The organism is Amycolatopsis jiangsuensis, from assembly GCF_014204865.1.
GTDB classification, from domain to species: Bacteria; Actinomycetota; Actinomycetes; order Mycobacteriales; family Pseudonocardiaceae; genus Amycolatopsis; species Amycolatopsis jiangsuensis.
The window spans coordinates 4564543-4583807 of sequence record NZ_JACHMG010000001.1; the positions used below are offsets into that span (position 1 = coordinate 4564543).

Annotated in this window: 20 protein-coding genes and 1 pseudogene; 9 read left to right on the top strand and 12 right to left on the bottom strand. The window is 69.7% G+C overall.

Annotated elements, in window-relative coordinates; translation table 11 throughout:
- Window positions 1–17: 17 nt before the first annotated feature.
- Window positions 18–1196, bottom strand: a complete 1179-nt coding sequence (locus BJY18_RS20335) for a L,D-transpeptidase (RefSeq protein ID WP_184781465.1) — start codon at window positions 1194–1196, stop codon at window positions 18–20.
- Between the two features lie 151 nt (window positions 1197–1347).
- Window positions 1348–2430, bottom strand: a complete 1083-nt coding sequence (locus tag BJY18_RS20340; RefSeq protein WP_246460161.1) for a UDP-N-acetylmuramate dehydrogenase — start codon at window positions 2428–2430, stop codon at window positions 1348–1350.
- Between the two features lie 127 nt (window positions 2431–2557).
- On the opposite strand from BJY18_RS20340, the gene BJY18_RS20345 reads away from it, so the two are divergent.
- The 5 genes and pseudogenes from BJY18_RS20345 to purU all read left to right on the top strand — a co-directional run bounded on the left by BJY18_RS20345 (window position 2558) and on the right by purU (window position 6683).
- Complete coding sequence (locus BJY18_RS20345; protein ID WP_184781467.1) at window positions 2558–3139, top strand: DUF2505 domain-containing protein; 582 nt, start codon at window positions 2558–2560, stop codon at window positions 3137–3139.
- 529 nt (window positions 3140–3668) lie between these two features.
- The gene (locus BJY18_RS20350) at window positions 3669–4403 is read left to right on the top strand and encodes a class I SAM-dependent methyltransferase (RefSeq protein WP_221459640.1); all 735 of its coding nucleotides are present in this window, start codon (window positions 3669–3671) and stop codon (window positions 4401–4403) included.
- Between the two features lie 178 nt (window positions 4404–4581).
- Window positions 4582–4944: pseudogene (locus tag BJY18_RS38245) on the top strand (DedA family protein); the annotation flags it as partial.
- Window positions 4945–5086: 142 nt separating this feature from the next.
- A complete protein-coding gene (locus tag BJY18_RS20360; RefSeq protein WP_446680348.1) occupies window positions 5087–5785 on the top strand; it encodes a maleylpyruvate isomerase N-terminal domain-containing protein in 699 nt (232 codons plus the stop codon).
- Window positions 5786–5831: 46 nt separating this feature from the next.
- Window positions 5832–6683, top strand: a complete 852-nt coding sequence (gene purU, locus BJY18_RS20365; RefSeq protein WP_312874113.1) for a formyltetrahydrofolate deformylase — start codon at window positions 5832–5834, stop codon at window positions 6681–6683.
- A gap of 45 nt (window positions 6684–6728) precedes the next feature.
- Here purU and BJY18_RS20370 read toward each other — a convergent pair whose 3' ends face one another.
- Window positions 6729–7778 carry an NAD(P)-dependent alcohol dehydrogenase gene (locus BJY18_RS20370; RefSeq protein ID WP_184781472.1) on the bottom strand — a complete coding sequence of 350 codons (1050 nt, stop codon included), beginning with the start codon at window positions 7776–7778 and terminating at the stop codon, window positions 6729–6731.
- A 121-nt stretch (window positions 7779–7899) separates the two neighbouring features.
- Here BJY18_RS20370 and BJY18_RS20375 point away from each other — a divergent pair, with 121 nt between their 5' ends.
- Both BJY18_RS20375 and BJY18_RS20380 read left to right on the top strand, forming a co-directional pair.
- Window positions 7900–8520 (top strand): TetR/AcrR family transcriptional regulator, encoded by a 621-nt coding sequence (locus tag BJY18_RS20375; protein WP_184781473.1) that lies wholly within the window; start codon window positions 7900–7902, stop codon window positions 8518–8520.
- Window positions 8521–8551: 31 nt separating this feature from the next.
- Window positions 8552–9229: a haloacid dehalogenase type II gene (locus BJY18_RS20380; protein WP_184781474.1), complete on the top strand. Its 678-nt coding sequence runs from the start codon at window positions 8552–8554 to the stop codon at window positions 9227–9229.
- Between the two features lie 7 nt (window positions 9230–9236).
- Here the strand turns inward: BJY18_RS20380 and BJY18_RS20385 are convergent, their stop codons facing one another.
- The 3 genes from BJY18_RS20385 to BJY18_RS20395 form a co-directional block, all read right to left on the bottom strand.
- Window positions 9237–10247, bottom strand: a complete 1011-nt coding sequence (locus tag BJY18_RS20385; protein ID WP_184781475.1) for an NADP-dependent oxidoreductase — start codon at window positions 10245–10247, stop codon at window positions 9237–9239.
- Between the two features lie 114 nt (window positions 10248–10361).
- A complete protein-coding gene (locus BJY18_RS20390; protein ID WP_184781476.1) occupies window positions 10362–10796 on the bottom strand; it encodes an SRPBCC family protein in 435 nt (144 codons plus the stop codon).
- Window positions 10797–10900: 104 nt separating this feature from the next.
- Entirely contained in the window at window positions 10901–11824 is a 924-nt protein-coding gene (locus BJY18_RS20395; RefSeq protein WP_184781477.1) for an ABC transporter substrate-binding protein, read from the bottom strand.
- Window positions 11825–11962: 138 nt separating this feature from the next.
- Here BJY18_RS20395 and BJY18_RS20400 point away from each other — a divergent pair, with 138 nt between their 5' ends.
- Together BJY18_RS20400 and BJY18_RS20405 are read left to right on the top strand one after the other, a co-directional pair.
- Window positions 11963–12655, top strand: a complete 693-nt coding sequence (locus BJY18_RS20400) for an ABC transporter permease (RefSeq protein ID WP_184781478.1) — start codon at window positions 11963–11965, stop codon at window positions 12653–12655.
- On the top strand, window positions 12634–13365 hold the full coding sequence (locus BJY18_RS20405; RefSeq protein ID WP_184781479.1) for an ABC transporter permease: 732 nt from the start codon (window positions 12634–12636) through the stop codon (window positions 13363–13365). Before BJY18_RS20400 ends, BJY18_RS20405 begins: the two co-directional genes overlap by 22 nt.
- 600 nt (window positions 13366–13965) lie before the next feature.
- On the opposite strand, the gene BJY18_RS20410 is transcribed toward BJY18_RS20405, so the two are convergent.
- The 6 genes from BJY18_RS20410 to BJY18_RS20435 all read right to left on the bottom strand — a co-directional run bounded on the left by BJY18_RS20410 (window position 13966) and on the right by BJY18_RS20435 (window position 19233).
- On the bottom strand, window positions 13966–15417 hold the full coding sequence (locus tag BJY18_RS20410; RefSeq protein ID WP_184781480.1) for an aromatic amino acid lyase: 1452 nt from the start codon (window positions 15415–15417) through the stop codon (window positions 13966–13968).
- Complete coding sequence (locus BJY18_RS20415; protein ID WP_184781481.1) at window positions 15414–16421, bottom strand: ornithine cyclodeaminase family protein; 1008 nt, start codon at window positions 16419–16421, stop codon at window positions 15414–15416. Before BJY18_RS20415 ends, BJY18_RS20410 begins: the two co-directional genes overlap by 4 nt.
- A complete protein-coding gene (locus BJY18_RS20420) occupies window positions 16418–16963 on the bottom strand; it encodes a YbaK/EbsC family protein (protein WP_184781482.1) in 546 nt (181 codons plus the stop codon). The genes BJY18_RS20415 and BJY18_RS20420 overlap by 4 nt, the downstream gene beginning before the upstream one ends.
- 42 nt (window positions 16964–17005) lie before the next feature.
- Window positions 17006–17299 (bottom strand): DUF2516 family protein, encoded by a 294-nt coding sequence (locus tag BJY18_RS20425; protein ID WP_184781483.1) that lies wholly within the window; start codon window positions 17297–17299, stop codon window positions 17006–17008.
- 849 nt (window positions 17300–18148) lie between these two features.
- Window positions 18149–18829 carry a hypothetical protein gene (locus BJY18_RS20430; protein ID WP_184781484.1) on the bottom strand — a complete coding sequence of 227 codons (681 nt, stop codon included), beginning with the start codon at window positions 18827–18829 and terminating at the stop codon, window positions 18149–18151.
- The gene (locus BJY18_RS20435; RefSeq protein WP_184784740.1) at window positions 18826–19233 is read right to left on the bottom strand and encodes a helix-turn-helix domain-containing protein; all 408 of its coding nucleotides are present in this window, start codon (window positions 19231–19233) and stop codon (window positions 18826–18828) included. The genes BJY18_RS20430 and BJY18_RS20435 overlap by 4 nt, the downstream gene beginning before the upstream one ends.
- Between the last annotated feature and the right edge of the window lie 32 nt (window positions 19234–19265).

The window sequence follows — 19265 nt, forward strand, 5'->3', positions numbered from 1 at the left end:
CACTTCGTAGCAGAAGGTCACTTCGCCGCGGAGAGGGTCTGCCAGGTGGGCCAGTCGTAGAACCAGTCCTTGACGTCGGAGCCCATCGGGCTCTTCTGCTGCGCGCCGGTGACCTCCACCGGGTCGCCGATCATCGCCGAGTCGAAGAAGTCCTTCGCGTCCGCCTCGAGCAGGTTGACGCAGCCGTGCGAGTTGTTCGTCTTGCCGATCGCGGCCGCGTTGTCCTGGTTCTCGTGGATGAACTCGCCGTGGTTGGAGATCCGGCAGGCCCACTTCTTGTTCACGTTGGTGTAGCCGTAACGGGCGTTGTCGAACACCGCGTGCGGCTGCTTCGACATCACGATGTAGGTGCCGTTGGGGGTGTTGCGGTCCACCTCCGCGTCGAGGCCGTTGGAGCAGGGGTAGCTCTTGGCCTCGGCGCCGCCGCGGTAGACCCTCATCGTGTGGTCCGGCGTGTGCACCTTGACCACCTGGTTGCGGCCGATGGTGAACTTCGTGGTCACGTCGGCCTTGCCGTAGGCGCCGCCGCCCAGCTCGACGCCGTAGAGGTTCGCCTCGACCTCCACGGTGGTGTTCTCCGGCCAGTACTCCTTCGGCCGCCAGTCGACCTGCGTCGCGGACAGCCAGCCCCAGGCACCCTCGACGTCGGACTCGGTCTTGACCTTCAGCGCCTTCTCCACCGCGGCCCGGTCCTTGGGCGCGGCGTTGAACTTGACGCTGATCGGCATCGCGACGCCGACCTTCGCGTCGTCGGCCGGGTTCAGCGTGGCGCGCACCTGCTTGGCCGGGCTGATCGTGGCGAACGAGCCGGTGAGCTCGGCGGGTCGCTGGTCACTGCCCAGCGCCTTGGCCGAGTAGGTGTAGGTCTTGCCGTAGCCGAGGGATTCGGAGCTGGTCCACGACGAGCCGTCCTCGGCCAGCTCACCCTTGACCTGGGCGCCGCTGGAGCTGGTCACCTTGACCTCGGTCAGCTTGCCCTCGGCGACCTTCACCACGATCGGATCGCGCACTCCCGCGTCCTTGGCGTCGACGGCCGGGGTGGCGGTGATTTTCGCCACCGGCTCGACCGGCTTGCCGCCGTTTTCACTGCCGCCCTGCGGCAACGCGGTGCCGTTGTTGCTGGTCGCACACGCGGCCGTGAGCGCGGCCGCGCCCGCGGCGAGCGCTGCCTTGAACACCGTACGGCGCTCGATCACCGTCTACCTCCCGTTGTCCCCCGCACCGGCGCCTCGGCTGTCCGAGGGCCCACCGCGATCAGCGCCGGCGAGCGCCACGACGTTACCCGCAGCGGGGAAATTCCACTCCTGTGCGGGAGACGTTTCACCCGCGGGCCCGGTTGCCATCGGTTCACAACGCGCAGCCGATCAGCAAGGGTTCCGGGTGCAGCCGCACGCCGAACCGGGCTTCGACGCCGTCGCGCACCTGCCTGGCGAGCGCGAGCAGGTCGGCGGTGCTCGCCCCGCCACGGTTGGTGAGCGCGAGGGTGTGTTTGGTGGACAAGGAAACGCGGCCACCCGGACCCGGGTGTCCCTTGCCGAAACCGGCGCGGTCGATGAGCCACGCGGCGGACAGCTTCACCCCGCCTTCGGCCGGGTACTGCGGTGGCTCGCCCGCGGCAGCGGTGATTCGCGCCACCGTCGCGGCACTTTCGTCCGCCGGGACGATCGGGTTGGTGAAAAACGAACCGGCGCTCCAGGTGTCGTGGTCCGCCGGATCCAGCACCATGCCCTTGCCGCGGCGCAGGCCGAGCACCGCCTCACGAGCCCGCGCGGTGGGGACTTTCGCACCGATTTCGACACCCAGCGTGCGCGCCAGCTCCGCGTACCGCACCGGCGCGGACTCGCCGGACGGGTCGATCCGGAACCGCACACTGAGCACCACCCCGCGGTCGGTGCCCTTGAGCACGCTGGTGCGGTAGCCGAAGCCCAGTTCCCCGGCAGGGACCGTGCGGATTTCCCGGGCGGCGCGGTCGTAGAGCCGCACGGAGACGATCGACTCGGCCACCTCGCAGCCGTACGCGCCGACGTTCTGGATCGGCGTGGCACCGACCGACCCGGGGATGCCGGAGAGGCATTCGAGCCCGCCGAGACCCGCGTCGGCCAGCTCGGCGACGAACGCGTCCCACTCCTGCCCGGCGGCGACCTCGACCACGTCGCCGTCGCTGTCGCCGTCGGCGTCGCCGTCGCCGTCGCCGTCGCGGGTCCAGCCGCTGGACGCGATCCGCACGAGCGTGCCCGCGAACCCGTCGTCCGCCACCACTAGGTTCGATCCGCCGCCCAGCAGCAGCACCGGTTCGCCGGCGTCGTCCGCGTCCCGCACGGCGGCGACGAGGTCTTCGCTGGTAGCGGCGTGCACGAACCGGCGCGCCGGCCCACCGAGCCGCAGGGTGGTGCAGTCGGCGAGCCGCGGTGCGGCGGTGCCGTCCGCCAGCCGCGGTACGGCGGTGGCCTTTTCGCCGGTGGTGGAAACGGCGTCGCCACCACCGTTGTCAACGGTGTTCACGCTGCCCAACGGTACTGGCCCCCGGCGCGGGACCCGGCCGGTACTGTCACCGACCATGGGTTCCCGGATCGAGCACCGTGGCGAGTTCTCCGGCACACTCGCGGACGTGTTCGCCGCAGTGGCCGGCGAGGAGGCAGTGCGAGCCCGCCTGGCCGCCCTCGGCGGCGACGACGGCAAGCTCCTGTCGTACACGTCCGAAGGCGACGCAGTGCGCTACGAACTGCAACACGGCATCCCCGCCGCGCGCCTGCCGTCCGCCGTACGCGCCCTGCACAAGGGCGACATCATCGTCCGGAGAAAGCAAACCTGGCAACCGTCAGGCGACAGCTACAAGGGCCGCACCGACGTCACCGTCAGCGGCGTACCAGGCGAAATCAGCGCACAGACGTCTCTCACCTCCAGCGGTTCCGGCGGTCCCGACCATTCCGGCGCCCCCGGCAGCCCCGGCAGCCCCGGCAGCCCCGGCAGCCCCGGCAGCCCCGGCAGCGAGACCATGATTTTCCGCACCACCGGTGAAGTCGTGGTCCGCATCCCCTTGGTCGGCGGCCGGGTCGAGGAGTTCGTCGCACAGCAGGTGACCACCCTCCTGCAGCGCGAGGACGAGTTCACCACCCAATGGCTGACCGACCACTCCTGACCCCGGCCACTCCGACGGCCTCCGCAAGCCCGGCAACTCCAACGGCCCCGGCAACCACACCGCCTCCGGACGCCCCGTCAGCACCATCGGGCCCGGCGACTCCGGAACACCCAGCAACCTCTGCGATCCCAGCGGTCCCACTGATTCCCACGGTCCCAACGACTCCGGCGACCCAGCCGAGCACCTGCCCATGAACGTCACGCCCTCGCCAAAACTCCCCGGGGATCCGGGTCCGCGTTCGGCTCCGGAGACACCGGTGAGTCCGGCCGAATTCGCCGCAAGCGCCACACCCACACCCTCGCCTCCACCCACACCCTCGCCTCCACCCACACCCTCGTCCCCACCCACAGCCGCGCCCCCACCCACAGCCCCGGCGCCTCCACCCACCCCCACGCCCTCCCCGTCGCCAAAACCGACTCGCGCCAACGGCACCCGCGCGAAAGCCCGTGCCAAAGCCGCGTCCTCCCCGCGAGCTGCGCGGGTGGTTCCGGTCGGGGCTCCGACTCGGGGCACCACCAACCCCAACCGGTTGCGGCGGGTGGATCGGTGGCTTGCCGCCGATCCCGCTGTCACGCGGTTGCTGCGGCGGAGCGAAAGTCCCCTTGTCGTCGATCTCGGTTACGGGGCGTCGCCGGTGACGACTGTGGAGCTGGCGCGGTGGCTGGCTCGGGTCCGGGGTGACGTGCGGGTGCTCGGGCTCGAGCTCGATCCCGAACGCGTCGCGCTCGCGCGGACGGCCGCGGATCCGCCGCGGCTGGACTTCCGCCGCGGAGGTTTCGAACTCGCCGGGACGCGACCGGTGCTGGTGCGCGCGTTCAACGTCCTGCGCCAGTACGCCGAGCACGAGGTCGAAGGCGCCTGGCGGCTGATGCTCGACGCGATGCCCGCCGGCGGGCTGCTCGTCGAGGGCACCTGCGACGAGATCGGCCGGCTCGTCACCTGGGTCACCGTGGCCGCGGGCGGACCGGTGTCACTCACCCTCTCGCTGCGCCTTGCTGAACTGGACCGTCCGTCCACAGTGGCCGAACGCCTGCCGAAGATCCTCATCCACCGCAACGTTCCCGGCGAGCGCATCCACGCTCTCCTGACCACTTTGGACGCATGCTGGGCCACTGCCGCACCGCAGCGCGCGTTCGGCGCCCGCGCCCGCTGGGCCACCGCGGTGGCGATGCTGCCCGGCCGTGGCTGGCCGGTGCTGGGCCGTCCCGACCGCCGTCGGGCCGGGGAGTTGACCGTGCCCTGGGAGAGCGTCGCGCCCCGCTGACCCCCACCTGTTCACCAGTCCCACCCCGTCGGGTCATCCGGTGGTGACCTTCGGTGATCACGATGGACGGGTGGAGCTGCTGGAACAGGTCACCGGATTGCTGCGCGGCGCGCTGGGTTCGCCGTGGCTGTGGGCACTCGTGTTCGCCGTGGCCGGTCTGGACGCACTGTTGCCGTTCATGCCGAGCGAGACGACTGTAGTGACGGTCGCGGTCCTGCTCGGTCCCGATCCGGGACGCCTCGCGCTGCTGACAGTCGCCGCGGCCACCGGCGCGTGGGCCGGAGACTGCCTCGGGTACGCCGTGGGTCGCGCTGCCGGCCCGCGGGCACTCGCGCGCCTACAGCGGGGACCTTCCGGACGACAGCGCTACGAGTGGGCCAGTACGCAGGTGCGCAGACAGGCACCGTTGCTGATCATCGCCGCGCGGTACCTCCCTGGCGGCCGCGTAGCGAGCGCCTTGGCCAACGGCAGTCTCGGCTACCCGCTTCGCCGCTTCGTGCCGTTAGACGCACTGGGCGCGACGCTGTGGGCGGTCTACAGCGCGCTGATCGGCCTCGCCGGCGGCGCCGCCTTCGCCGACCGGCCGGTGCACGGCTTGCTGCTCTCGTTCGCCCTCGCGCTGGCGTTGGTCACGCTCATCGAATTCGGCAGACGGCTTCGCGCCAGGCGGCTACGGTCGGTGCATGGACACTCCGCATCTGCTGGAGGCAATCGACGTCCACGCGGACCGGCTGAAGACGGCGGCGTTGACGGCCGGCCCGCACGCGCCGATCCCCAACTGTCCGAAGTGGACAATGGCCGACCTGGTGACACACCTGACCGAGGTGCTCTCCTACACCATCGACGCGATCACCGGCCACCACACTGAGCGCCGGCCGACCGAATGGCCGGACCTGCTCGGCCACTGGGACGGCGCCCGGCTCGTCGTGCGGGACATCCTGCGCCTGCCCGCGGACCACCCGGTCGCCTCGCCGTTCCCGCACGGCGGCACCATCACCGTCGGCGACTGGACCCGACGGCTGGCGCACGAATTCGCCATCCACCGGCTCGATGCGGAAAGTGCCCTACCCACGCCTCGGCGAACCCGCTTCCCGACGGGTTTCGCCGAGGACGGCATCGACGAGTATCTGGCCTTCCTGACGCCCCGCCGGGCCCCGTCCCCCGAACGCGACGGAGTCGTCGAGGTCCGCGCCGGCGACCGCGGCTGGACCGTCGTCCTGCGCCGTGGGCAGGGGCCGCAGCTGGACGAGAGCACCCCAGGCACCCCGGACGTCACCCTGACCGGCCCTGCCGACGACGTCTACCGCGCCCTCTGGGGACGCCCGCACGCCGCCGGCATCGTCGGCGATGACACCCTCCTCGACCCCCTCGCGGCGCCCTGACCAGCCGGTAACGGAGAATGGACGCGTGCCAGACCCCCAGCGTTACGTGCTCACCTTCGGCTGCCCCGACCGCACCGGGATCATCGCGCGCATCTCGGGTTTCCTCGCCGAGCACGGCGGGATGATCGTCGAGGCCGCCTACCACACCGACCCGGATTCCGGCTGGTTCTTCACCCGCCAGGTCGTACTGGCCGATTCACTGCCGTTCGACGTCGCCGAGCTGCGCGAGCGGTTCGGCGTGGTGGCCCGCACGCTCTCGGCGGAGTCGAACTGGCAGGTGTTCGACACCGGGCAGCGCCCGCGGGCGGTCGTACTCGTCTCGAAGGCCGGCCACTGCCTCTACGACCTGCTGGGCCGGGTCGCCTCGGGGGAGCTGGACGTGGACATCGCGGCGGTGGTCGGCAACCACACCTCGCTCGCGGACATCACCCGCGCCCACGGCATCCCGTTCCACCACGTACCGTTCCCCGCCGGCGATCCGGCCGGCAAGGCGGACGCGTTCGCCGAGGTCCGCAAGCTGGTCGACGCGCACGATCCGCAGGCGATCGTGCTGGCGCGCTTCATGCAGGTGCTGCCGCCCGGGCTGTGCGAGGCATGGGCCGGGCGCGCGCTGAACATCCACCACAGCTTCCTGCCCTCGTTCGCCGGCGCGAAGCCGTACCACCAGGCGCACACGCGCGGCGTCAAACTGATCGGCGCCACCTGCCACTACGTGACCGCGGACCTCGACGCAGGCCCGATCGTGGAGCAGGACGTGATCCGCGTGGGGCACGGCGATTCGGTCGACGACCTGGTCCGCAAGGGCCGCGACATCGAGAAGGTCACCCTCGCGCGTGGCCTGCGCTGGCACCTCGAAGGCCGGGTTCTGGTGCACGGCAACCGAACCGTGGTCTTCTGACACCTCGTGAGTGGCGAGCCTGGACTCGCCACTCACGAGGGTGGATCAGGCGCCGATCGTCGAAGCGTCGATCACGAAGCGGTAGCGCACGTCGCTGTTTTCCACCCGCTCGTACGCGGTGTTGACCTGGTCCGCGGTGATCGTCTCGATCTCCGCGCCCACGCCGTGTTCCGCGCAGAAGTCGAGCATCTCCTGCGTCTGCGCGATGCCGCCGATCATCGAACCGGCCAGCATCTTGTTGCCGCCCAGCAGCGAGAAGGCGTTGTACTCCAACGATTCCGCGGGCGCGCCGACGTTCACCATCGCACCGCCGACACGCAGCATGCCGAGGTAAGCGTCGATCGGCAGCTTCGCCGACACGGTGTTGAGGATGACGTCGAACCGGCCGGCCAGCACCTCGAAGGTCGACTCGTCGCCGGTCGCGTAGTAGTCCTTCGCGCCGAGCTTGAAGCCGTCCTCCTGCTTCTTCAGGCTCTGGCTGAGCACGGTGACCTCGGCGCCCATCGCGACCGCCAGCTTGACCGCCATGTGCCCGAGCCCGCCGAGACCGACCACCGCGACCTTCTTACCCGGCCCGGCACCCCACTGGCGCAGCGGCGAGTAGGTGGTGATGCCCGCGCACAGCAGCGGAGCGGCGACATCGAGCCCGATGCCCTCCGGAATCCTGCACACGAAGGCGTCCTTCACCACCACCTGGCGGCTGTATCCGCCGTAGGTGTTCTCGCCGTCGAAGCCGACCCCGTTGTACGTCTGCACGTTGCCCTTGACGCAGAACTGCTCCGTGCCGGCCCGGCAGTACTCGCACTCACCGCAGGAATCGACCATGCAGCCGACGCCGACCCGGTCGCCGACCTGGTACTTCGTGACCGACGAGCCGACCGCGGCGACGACCCCGGCGATCTCGTGCCCTGGCACCATCGGGAAGATCGACGACCCCCAGTCCTCCTTGACCTGGTGGAGGTCGCTGTGGCAGATGCCGGCGTAGGCGATGTCGATGAGCACGTCGTCCGGCCGCAGGTCACGGCGCTCGATGGTCGTCGGGGCAAGTTGGGCGCCCGGAGCCGCGGCGGCGATGGCGGACGTGGTCGTGGTCATGAAACCCTCCTCGAGAGTCCCGGGAAGCCCGGGGACCGAATGGATGTAAGAACCCTCTTACATCGTCTATCGTAAGAGGGGTCTTACATTTGCGCGACCGAGATCGGGTGTGAGCTGCGACATGCCGGGCAAGTACCACCATCGCGACCTGCGAGCCGAACTGGTGCGCGTCTCGCTGGACCTGATCGCCGAGTGCGGCATCGCCGCGTTCTCGGTCGCGGAGGCCGCCCGCCGGGCGAAGGTGTCCTCCGCCGCGCCGTACCGGCACTTTCCCGACCGCACGGCACTGCTCGCCGCGGTGGCCACCACGGCCGCCTGCCGGTTGCGAGACGACATCGAGGAAGCGGTGGCCGCGGAAACGGATCCGGTGGCGCGAGGCGCCACGATCGCCGCGGTGCACACCCGGTTCCTGATCGACACCCGCATCGGCCTGCAGGTGATCTACGCCGAGGGCCTCGGCGACCCGAAGTACACCGAATTGCACGAGGCCCGCCGAGACCTGGTCGACGCGTTCCTGATGCGCTGCATCGACATCACCCACGATCCGGCGACCGCGCTCGAGCTGATGGAACAGCTCAACACCCAGGCTTTCGGGTACGGCGAGCTCTACCTCAACGGCGTCAACCGGCGGCTCGGGTACCCGCCGGAACAGGTCGCCGCGAAGTCACGCCGGGCCGCGCGCATCGTGATCGAGGCCTATCAGGCGGGGAACCCGTCGACCGCACCGGCCGATCCGTGGTGAGATCACCGGGAGCCCAGCGCAAGGAGGCACCGTGCTCTGCGTGTTCGACGTCAACGAGACCCTGCTCGACCTGACCACCCTCGATCCGCTGTTCACCGAGCTGACCGGTTCGCCCACCGCTCGCCGGGAATGGTTCGCGCTCTCCATCCACACCGTGCTCGCGGTCACCGCGACCGGCGGCTACCGCGACTTCGGCGAGATCACCGCACAGGCCGCGGCCGACGTCTGCGCACAGTACGGCCACGAACTGACCGATCGCGACCTCTCCCGTCTCCGCGAGGGGCTCGCCGCCACGCCCGCGCACCCGGACGCGGCCGAAGGCCTCGACCTGCTGCGCCAGGACGGCCACCAGCTCGTCGCGCTGACCAATTCGCCGCTGGCCACCGGCGAAACGCATCTGCAGAACGCCGGCCTTGCCACGAAACTGGAGCGGATCTTCTCCGCACAGCAGGTGAGCCGGCTCAAGCCCGCGCCCGAACCGTACCGGCAGGTACTGCGCGCCTACGGGGTCGAACCCGGCCAAGCCGTGATGGTCGCCGCGCACGGCTGGGACATCGCGGGCGCGCAGGCCGCCGGATTACGCACGGCGCTGCTCGTCCGGCCCGGCGTGCGGCCGCTGCCGGGCGCGCCCGCAGCCACCTACACCGCGGCGAGCGTGCCCGAACTGGCGCGGGCGATCGACGTCAGTCACCGCTCCGGCCCGAAGTAGGAACCACTCAGAGCCGCACCAGCATCTTGCCGGTGTTGGCGCCGTTGAGCAGGCCCAGGAACGCCTGCGGAGCGTTGCGGATGCCGTCCACGAACGTTTCCGAGTACTTGATCTCGCCGGAGGCCACGAGCGGGGCCACCTCCGACAGGAACTGCTCGCGCAGGTGCCAGTGGTCGAGCACGAGCATGCCGCGCATGGTGATCCGCTTCGCGACGAGCTGCATCAGGTTGCGCGGCGCCGGATTCGGCTCGGTGGCGTTGTACTGCGAGATCATCCCGCACACCGCGATCCGGCCGTGCAGGTTGATCGATGCGATGGCGGCCTCCAGGTGCTCCCCGCCGACGTTGTCGAAGTACACGTCGATGCCCTCGGGCGCGGCGGCGGCCAGCTGCTCGGCGACCGGACCGTCCTTGTAGTTGAAGGCCGCGTCGAAGCCGAGGGTTTCGGTCAGGTAGCGCACCTTCTCCGCCGAACCGGCGCTGCCGATCACTCGCTTGGCACCCTTGAGCCGCGCCAACTGTCCCACCAGCGAACCGACCGCACCGGCCGCGCCGGAAACGAACACCGTGTCGCCCGGCTTGAACTCCGCGCTCTCCAGGAGACCGGAATACGCGGTGAGCCCCGGCATCCCGAGCACGCCGAGGTAGGTCGAAAGCGGCGCTGCCGAACCGTCCACTTTGGCCACGCGCTCCGCGTCGACAATCGCGTGCGTACGCCAGCCGAGCTGGTGCAGCACGTGGTCGCCCGGCTCGAATCCGTCCACAGTGGATTCCAGTACTTCGCCGACCGCGCCGCCGAGCATCGCCTCGCCCACCACGAACGGCGGCGTGTAGGACTTCACGTCGTTCATCCGGCCGCGCATCGCCGGGTCCACGCTCATCACGACGTTGCGCACCAGCAGCTGCCCCGGACCGGGCGAGGGCACCTCGATGTCGACGATGTCGAAGTTCTCCTGCGTCGGGGCGCCGTGCGGGCGGGCGGCGAGCCGGATCTCGGTCGCCTGGGTCGGTGCGTTCACCGGCGGACTCCGTTTCCTGAGACTGAACTCGAACCGGGGCGTACGCCCCGTATCACTCGGCGCAACGGCGATGCCGGGGTGCACATTCCCCCGCCCCGGACGGTGTGGCAGGCGCTACACGATCTCCGCGAGCTTGCCGAGCACGCCGTCGTGAATTCGCTTCAGGCCGCCAGGGGCGAAGGTCTTCTCGAAGAAGCCGCCGATGCCGCCGGCGCCGTCCCAGCTGGTCTGGATGCGCACGCGGGAACCGGCACCGGACTCGGCGACCGTCCAGGTGGTGACCATGCTGGAGTTCGCGTCGGTCTCCACGAAGGTGCCCGGCGCCGGCTCGGTGACCGTGGCCGCCACGTCACGCACCCGCTTCGAGGTGGCCTGCAGTTTCCAGCTCGCCTTCGTGCCGGCCCCGACACCGCCCTCGGTGACCTCGTAGTCGCGGTAGTGCTCGGTGAGCAGCTTCGGCCGGGTCTCGGAGTAGTCCGCGACCAGCTCACGCACCCTCTCCACCGGCGCGTCGATCGTGCGCTCCACGGTGGCCGTGACCTTTGCCATCTCGTCCCTCTCTTCGGTTTCCGCCACGACCACCCTTGCACACACGAGCGGACGAGGGCCGCCCGGGAGAACCCCGGACGGCCCGTTTTCACCCTGCGGTGTGCTCAGCCGAGACCCTGCTGCGACAGCCAGTCCCCGGCCACGTCGCCGGCCTGCTCGCCATCGGAATCCACGCGGGCGTTCAGCTCGCGCATGGCGTCCGTGGTGAGCTTCGCGCTGACGGCGTTGACCACCTTCGCGAAGTCCGCACCACGCTGGTCGAGCACCTTCCGAGTCACCGCGGGCACCACGTTCTCGGTCGGCACGATGGCGAGATCGTCCTTGAGCGCCACGTACTTCGGGTCGCCGACCAGCGGGCTGACCGAATCGACGGGGATCACGGTGACCGATCCGGAGTCGAGCTGCTGCACGCGCGGGCCGGCCTCCTGCACGGTCTGAAACGTGGCGTTGGCCAGGTGGTACACGTCCTTGAAGCCCTGGAAGCACGGCAGCCGCTTCTCGCACTCCGGCGGACCGGCCATGACGACCTTGTCGAGCTTCTTCAGGTCGCTGATCGTGCTGATGCCCTTCTCCTTGGCGAGATCGGCCTTCACCACGTAGGTGTTCTTGTTCTCCGCCGCGGCGTAGTCGAGCAGCCCGATGCCGTCGGCTTCGAACAGCTTGGCCAGCTGCTCGTGTTCGCCCTTGGCGTCCTTGACGGTGTCCTTGCCGAAGCCGGTGGTGATCGCCGCGCCCTGGTACTCAGGAAGGAACTGCAGCTCACCGGACTTGAGCGACGGGTAGATCAGCTCCCGCGAGCCGAGGTTGAGCTTGCGGGCGACCGGATAGCCCTTCGCCTCCAGCGCGCCCGCGTAGATCTCGGCGAGGATCTGGCTGTCGGTGAAGTTGAACGAGGCCACGACGATCGGTGCACCGCCCTTGCTCGGCGCGGCCGGCTGGTCACCGCTCCCACCACCGCCGCAGGCGGTCAGGCCGACGACGGCCACCGCCGCGAGCGCGGCCACTCGGATGCTTTGGGTCCACCGCACGGGCCCCACACTCCTCATTTCACCCAGTAGAGGGACTGACCCTAACTGTGCGCCACGACAGAAACCACATACCGGGAATCAACGTCACTTGATCTCAATCCACGGAACTTCGGCGCCCGAACGGGGTAGCCTCACCCAGTGCACGCGTCCTCGGTGACCCCGCTGCTCACGCAGAGCAGCCGGCCGATCTTCGAATGGCGATGGGTCGAACGCAACGCCGACGCCATCGTCGAGCGGCTCGGTGAACACATTGCGCTCACCGCCACCGCACTCGGTGCCGGACTGGTGGTGTCACTCGCGCTGGCCACGCTCTGCCTGCGGTTCCGCTGGTTCTACCCGCTCGTACTGGGTACCGCCGGTGCGCTGTACGTGATTCCGAGCCTGGGAGCGTTCGCGCTGCTGGTGCCGTTCTTCGGGCTGTCCTTCACCACGGCGGTGATTCCGTTGGGCACCTACACCCTGCTGATCCTGATCCGCAACATCGTCACCGGCGTGCAGCAGGTGCCGATCGAGGTGCGCGAAGCCGCGGTCGGCATGGGCTTCACCCGGCGGCGGCTGTTGTGGCAGGTGGAGCTCCCGCTCGCGTTGCCGGTGGTGATCGCCGGCCTCCGGGTGGCCGCGGTGACCACCATCGGCCTGGTGACCGTCACGTCGTTGCTCGGCATGGGTGGTCTCGGGTACTTCATCCGGGCCGGAATCCAGACCACGACGCCGAACCCGAGCCCGATCATCGTCGGCATCGTGCTGTCGGTGGTGCTGGCGGTGGTCGTCGACCTGCTGCTGTGGCTGAGTGAACGGGCGCTGGCCCCGTGGGCGCGGAGGGTGCGGTGAACGTCTTCACGCAACTGGGCCAGTGGCTGGCCGATCCGGACCGGTGGAGCTGGACGGATCCGGCGGGCATTCCGTACCGGACCGTGCAGCACCTGTGGTTTTCCGCGCTGGCGCTGGTGATCGCGGCGTTGCTGACGATTCCGCCCGCCCTGTGGCTCGCGCACTACCGCCGCGGCGCGTTCCTGGCGAGCAGCGCGGTGAACATCGGCCGCGCGATCCCGAGTTTCGGGTTGATCATCCTGTTCTGGTTCCTGGCCAGCCGCTGGGAAGTGGACACGGATTTCTGGCCGCTGCTGCTGGCGCTGGTCGGGCTGGCCCTGCCGCCGCTGTTCACCAACACCTACGCCGGCGTGGTCCAGCTCGACCAGGAAGTCGTCGACGCGGCACGGGGGACGGGCTACCGTGAACGGCAGATCATGTTCCGCTTGGAGCTGCCCCTGTCGTCCCCGGTGATCGTGGCAGGCGCGAGGGTGGCGTTCCTGCAACTGGTGGCCACAGTCGCGATCGGCGCGATAGTCAACGACGGAGGCGGCCTGGGCCGCTACATAGTCGACGGCTTCGCCGAAGGAGCAAGAGGCTACGGCGAAATCTTCGGCGGCGGCATCGCAGTCGTGGTCCTCGCGCTGGTGTGCGAAGGACTGTTCTCGCTGCTGACAAAGCTGGCCACCCCACGAGGACTGGCCCTCCAACAGCTACGACGCGCTTCGTGAGCCGTTGGCTGTTGCTTTGACGCGCTTTTGTCGCGGCTCTTGGTTGCGGGTGTCTCGCCTTCCGGCTCGTTGTCACGGCGGCTGCTTCGCTTCGCCACTCTTTGTTGCGCTTCCGGCCACCGATACCGCCTACCGCCGCCCGTCACCGCCGCAATCGCGCTCATGCTGACCCATCAGCCATGTCTACGCCCACCGCGACGCGTCGCCGGGGCTGTGCCACAGCGGTTTGGAGCCCCAGCGCAGCCCCTCAACACCGCCGCTTGCCCCACTGAGGCCCGCCACCACAGCACGTCCGAATGACCACCTGGCCCGTCTCAACACGGCGCCTCCACCGCGCCCGGCGGCGCCACACGACGCCCACTCCCACATCCACAGCGCACGCCCCCGCCGCGCCCTGCGCCCACACACGGCACCTCCCTCACCGCGCACGCCCTCACCGCGCCCGGCATCGCCTCACCGCACCCACGCCAGCCTCCGCCGTGCTCGGCGTCCCCACACGGCCCAACCCCCACCTCCACCGCGCAACCGTCCACCGCAGCCCACCCGGTCGCGCGCGATCCGTCCCACCGCTGCCAACCGGACCCGAGCCCGTACCGGCAGTCAGCCCGGCCGCGGCAACGACCCGTCTCGGCAAGCCTCGGCCACCCGTTCCACGTCCACCCCGAGCGGCCGGTCCACCGGAATCGGTTCCACCGTCTCCGCGAGCCAGGCGTGCGCTGCGCGCAAACCCGGCGCCGCCCGGTGAGGTTCCGGCACCAGATACCGCGCCTGCCGGATGGCGATCAGTTCACAAGCCGTGATCGCGAACAGATGCCTCACCGCGTCCTCCAGCTCCGCGCCGGCCGCCCACGCAAACGCTTGCACATCCTCCTGCCCTGCCGAAGTGTCCAGCGAACCCAGCGTCGCCGGCGCGGCCGACCGGCGCATCGCATGCAGTTCGCCGACCGCGCGTTTGTGCAGCGGCGTCAACCCCGCCTGCGGCCCCGGATCCGCCGACAGCTGCGGTGGCAACCCGCTGAACTGCGGGTCGAGCAACCGGTGCATGCGCTGCACGGCAACCTCCGCGACGTGTACCAACGCCGCCTTCACCGCGTCCATCCGCAGGCCGAGTTCCGCCGCGTGGTACCCGGTCGTCGGCACGAAGCGGCCGTCCAGGAACGACGGCGAGTCCGCCGGGGTTTCCCACGACTCCCGCAGCGTCGCCTCCAGATCCGCACGCACCTGATCGAGGAACCCGACCACCCGCGGCGCGACCCGCACGGAAATCGGTGCCTGGACGACATCCGCCCGCACCGCCGCGCCTTCGACCAGCCGGCCGACCTCCGCGAGTACCCGGCGGGCGTACTCGCCGGCCACCGGATAGCGATAAATCTCCTGCGGTGCACCAAGGAGGTCGATCACCAGCGCCGCGCACACGGTCTGCGCCTCGACCAGCCGCCGGACCTGCCGGGCACACAACCACGCGTAAGCCTCCGCCAGCGGCGACCCCTGGATGAGGCTCGCGCCCTCCTTCGGACCGAGCACGAACGGCTCGACCCCGCGCCGCTCCAGCGCGTCTGCTGCCGACACCCGCTCGCCGTTCTCCAGGACGAAACCGATTCCGAGGAACGTCTGGAACGCATGCGCCAACGGGATGATCTCCCCGGCACTACCGAGACCGTCCCGTGGGACGGCGGGCAGGAACCGGTCGTTGAGCCGGTCGACGAGGAAGCCGGTCAGCTCAGCGCTGACCGCCGCGTCACCACGCACGAACCCGCGCAACCGCATCAGCAGCAATGCCCGCGCCAGCTCCGGCGAAAGCCACGGCGGCCCTCCGACCGCGCGGCCGACCAGGAGATTTCGCTGGTGGGCTTCCTGCTGTAGGGCAGTCAGCCGCACCCCGGCGAGCCGCCCCATCCCGGTGTTCACGCCGTAGACGGCCGCGTCGCCGGAATCGATTCCAGCCAACATCGCCGCTCGTGTCGCACGCAGCTCGGCCAGCAGTTCCGGACCCAGCTCCAGAGGTTCCGCGGAGCCGGCCACGAGGACGTCCGCCGGTTCCCGGATGATCATCGGTACGGCAGCATCGTGCCGACGTCGGCCTCTTCGGCACGGCGCAGGATCATGTCCGCGACCGCGACGTCCGTTGTGGACAGTCCGCGGTGCCAGAACAGGATCCGTTCGTCGTCGTTCTCCCGTCCCGGCTGGTGGCCGGCGACCACGGAACCGATTTCGGCGTGCACTCGCTCCTCGGTGAGCAGTCCGGCGTTCAGCTGCGGACGCAAGGCACCGAAGCGCGGATTGCCCGACTGCGATTCCCGCCAGTTGTCCACCACGACCTTGTCCACCGCATCGAGCAGGTCCAGTTCGAGCGCGCTGATCGTGCCGTACGGCACAAGAAGGCTCCCTGGGCGAAGAAGATCCTTACGCACCAACGGTTCCGGATCGGTCAGCCGAGACGCCTCCACCAGGATGTCCGCGCCGTCGAGGGTCGAAGCCACGTCCGGGCGGACTCGCACCGGCTTGCCGAGCTCCTCGGACAGCCGGCGGCCGAACTCCTCCCGCGATTCGGGCCGTTTGCTCGTCACCCGGATCTCGTCGAAGTCGAAGAGCGAGTCCAGCAGTACGACGTTCCACCAGGCGGTGCCGCGGGCACCGACGTGGCCGAGCACCTTGGCATCCGGCCGGGCGAGGTACTTCGCCCCGACGGCGGTGACCGCACCGGTGCGTGCCTCGGTGATCATCGTGCCGTCCACGATCGCCCGTGGCATGCCGGTGTCGGGGTCGAGCAGCAGGATCAACGCCATCTCGCTGGGCAGGCCACGCTCGAAGTTGGCGACGAAGTCGCCCACCACCTTCACGCCGCTGACGCGTTTGGCCGACAGGTGCCCGCGAAGGATGTTGAAGTGGCCCTTGCCGCCGTTGTCCGGCACGAGGTGGGTGCGCGGCTCGAAGACGACCGCGCCGTTGCCGTGATCGGCGAGCACGTCCTCGACCGCGCCGACGATGTCCGCGCGGGTGATGCCGATGGAATCGATATCGGCGCCGGTGAGGTACCGAAGCCAGACGCCCGTCACCGGGCGAGACCCTCGATCACCTCGGCGTTCGGCAGCCCGGCGAGCGCGGTGCCGGAGATCAGCAGTTTGCTGCCCCGGATTCCGCTGCCGATGACGAGTTCTGGCTGCTCGGCCACGGCCTGGTCGACCAGGATCGGCCACTCTCCCGGCAGCCCGACCGGGGTGATGCCGCCGTACTCCATACCGGTGAGCGACACCGCCTCGTCCATCGGCGCGAACGAGGCTTTGCGCACGTCGAGACGGCGTTTGATCACGCCGTTGACGTCCGCCCTGGTCGTGGCGAGCACGAGCGCCGCGGCAAAGCGAACCTCGCCGGCCCGCTTGCCGGCGACGATGACGCAGTTGGCGGAAGCGGACAGCGGCGAGCCGTAGGTCTCGCAGAACTCGGCCGTGTCCGCCAGATCGGGATCGATTTCGGCGACGCCGACCTCGTCCGGCGCAGCCAGCGCGGCAAGCGCCTTCGCGACGGGTTCGGCGAGCAGGTCAGTACGTGTGGGCGCGGGAACGACCGTGAGGCTCCCGGCGATGGTCCAGGTGGTCACCCCAGCGAATCTAAACCGCGCGCCGGCACGACGGCCGCGCGGTCACCAGTTACGACGCCCGCGCTGCACTTCGATCAGCCGCGGCCGCACGTCGACGAGGTACACCAGCGTCGCCGCCATCGCCGGAACCCAGAAGATCAGCCCCAGGTCACGGATGTCGAACAGCACCATCGCGAGGGTCGCGCCACCGGTGATCAACATCCAGATCGGCTTGGTCTTCCGGTCGGCCGCCGAATACGCGTCGGACCGCTGCAGCAGCGCGTGAACGAAGGCGAAGAGCCCGACCAAGGCGCTGCCCCAGTGGATGACCCTGAGGATCCAGTCGGCAACCTGCACGATTCCAGCTTACGGCAAACCGCCCACACCTCCGGACGGCCGCCTTCCCGGAATCGATCCCACCCGACCTGGCCATCACGTGACGCTCGTCACCGAGCCACCCACCGTGCCTCGCGACGGCGACGACCCCGCCATCGCAAACGGACACCCGCTCGGCTACGAGTCCGCCACACCGCCAGTCGACTTCGTCGGAGACCGCCACTGTCCGACCTTGGCTCCAGCCGTCCCCAGCTCCGGTCCCAGTCCCGCGACCGGAGCTGGGTCGCGGAACCGATTCCAGACCGCCCGAAAGCCGGCCGAGCAGGCATTTCCTCCGGACAGAACCGAGCCCGTCCCCGTACAGACGGAAACCGGCCAGGCCGCCGAGTGATGCCCGAGCTGAGAAACAAGCGCGGCTTCGAAGCACGAAAGCCCCCGGACGAATCCCCTCGGAACACGACCGAGCCAGCCGCTGAACAGACGAACCGGCCAAGCAACTCCGCTGGACCGCGAGCAAGGCCCGAGCACAACAACGACGCCAACCCCCGAACGCACAAAAGCCGGTCGAGGAGCCGTCGCCTGAAACAGAACCGAGCTACCCCGAACAGACCCAAGCCGCCCAGACAGCGTCGCCGGAACACGAGCACCCTCGAACGCACGAAGCCGGCCGAGGACCGTCCCCAGAGACAAGACCCGAGCCACGCCAGAACAGACCCAAGCCGCCCAGGCAACGTCGCCGGAACACGAGCATCCTCCGGACCCGGCAACGAACCAGGCCCCACAGAGCACGAAAACCGGCCGGGCAGCTCTCCCCTGGTACAGGGGCGAGCCACCCGGCCGGCAGAGTCCCGTCGGACTCTTCCCGCGGTTCTACTTCTCGGTCTTCGGCGCGGCCGGCTTCTTCGCGTTCGCGGTGGTGCCCGTGGCGCCGGTGGCGCGACGGGTCGTCGACGTGGTCTTCGGCGCGGTGCGGTTGGCGGTCTTGCGGGTCACCGAGCGGGTCTCGTGGGCGAGGTCGTCGCCCAGTTCCTCCACCGCGTCCGCGGTCTCGCCGGCGACCTCGGTCACCTTGCGGGCGGTCTTCTCGCCGACCGAGCGGGTGCGCTTGGTGACCTTCGCCAGGACGCCGTCGACGCGCTCGCGGGTGTCGCCTGCCAAGCCGTCCACGCGATCCTGCGCGGTGGTGAGGGCATCTTCCAGCTGGTCAAGGGCCTTCTTCACCTGCGGCTGCGCGGCGATCTTGTCCCAGGCCTGCTCACCGGACTCGGCCAGCTTGTTGTACAGCTTCAGCGCCGCCTCGGTGTACTCGTCGATGGCCTTGCGCAGCTCGGCCGGGTCGAGCTTCCCGCGGAGGCTCTCGACCTCGGTAGGCAGCTCCTCGATGCCCTTGCGGGCGGTGGTGACGTTGGCGCGTGCCTTCGAAACCGCGTCCGTCACGGCCTGGCTGGCCAGGTTGCCGGCGCCGAGCGCGGCCAGCAGCGGCGTGCGGACCTGGTCGAGCGCGGTGTTGACGACCTTGCGGACGTCCTCGGTGGTCTTGGGGGTGGTCATACCGACTCCTCGGTGGTGTCTCGGGTGGTTTTCGGTGCGCTGGCAGGGGTTTCCCCGGCGGCGGCGTTCTCGCGCCGGAAGGACTCGTAGACGTCGAGCAGGACCTGCTTCTGCCGTTCGGTCAGCTCGGTGTCGGCGCGGATGGCGTCGCCGACCGGGCCGCCCGTCGGCAGGTCGAGAATGCCTGCCTGCACGTAGAGCGCCTCGGCCGAAATCCGCAGGCCCTTCGCGATCTGCTGCAGGATCTCCGCGCTCGGCTTGCGGACCCCGCGCTCGATCTGGCTCAGGTACGGATTGGACACTCCGGCGAGCTTCGACAGCTGGCGCAACGAGATCTTCGCCGAACTGCGCTGCTGGCGGATGTACTCGCCGATGTCGGAGGCGATGTCCGCGACCTTCTCCATCGGACGGTGCGCTCCACTGGGTTCTGTCATCC

Excerpts from the sequence above, each read along its gene's own strand:
- BJY18_RS20370 (WP_184781472.1), bottom strand. The coding sequence starts at position 7,778 with ATGACCACGACCACGTCCGCCATCGCCGCCGCGGCTCCGGGCGCCCAA.
- BJY18_RS20345 (WP_184781467.1), top strand. The coding sequence starts at position 2,558 with ATGGGTTCCCGGATCGAGCACCGTGGCGAGTTCTCCGGCACACTCGCG.
- BJY18_RS20360 (WP_446680348.1), top strand. The coding sequence starts at position 5,087 with ATGGACACTCCGCATCTGCTGGAGGCAATCGACGTCCACGCGGACCGG.
- BJY18_RS20430 (WP_184781484.1), bottom strand. The coding sequence starts at position 18,829 with ATGACCACCCCCAAGACCACCGAGGACGTCCGCAAGGTCGTCAACACC.
- BJY18_RS20390 (WP_184781476.1), bottom strand. The coding sequence starts at position 10,796 with ATGGCAAAGGTCACGGCCACCGTGGAGCGCACGATCGACGCGCCGGTG.
- BJY18_RS20375 (WP_184781473.1), top strand. The coding sequence starts at position 7,900 with ATGCCGGGCAAGTACCACCATCGCGACCTGCGAGCCGAACTGGTGCGC.
- BJY18_RS20410 (WP_184781480.1), bottom strand. The coding sequence starts at position 15,417 with ATGATCATCCGGGAACCGGCGGACGTCCTCGTGGCCGGCTCCGCGGAA.
- BJY18_RS20435 (WP_184784740.1), bottom strand. The coding sequence starts at position 19,233 with ATGGAGAAGGTCGCGGACATCGCCTCCGACATCGGCGAGTACATCCGC.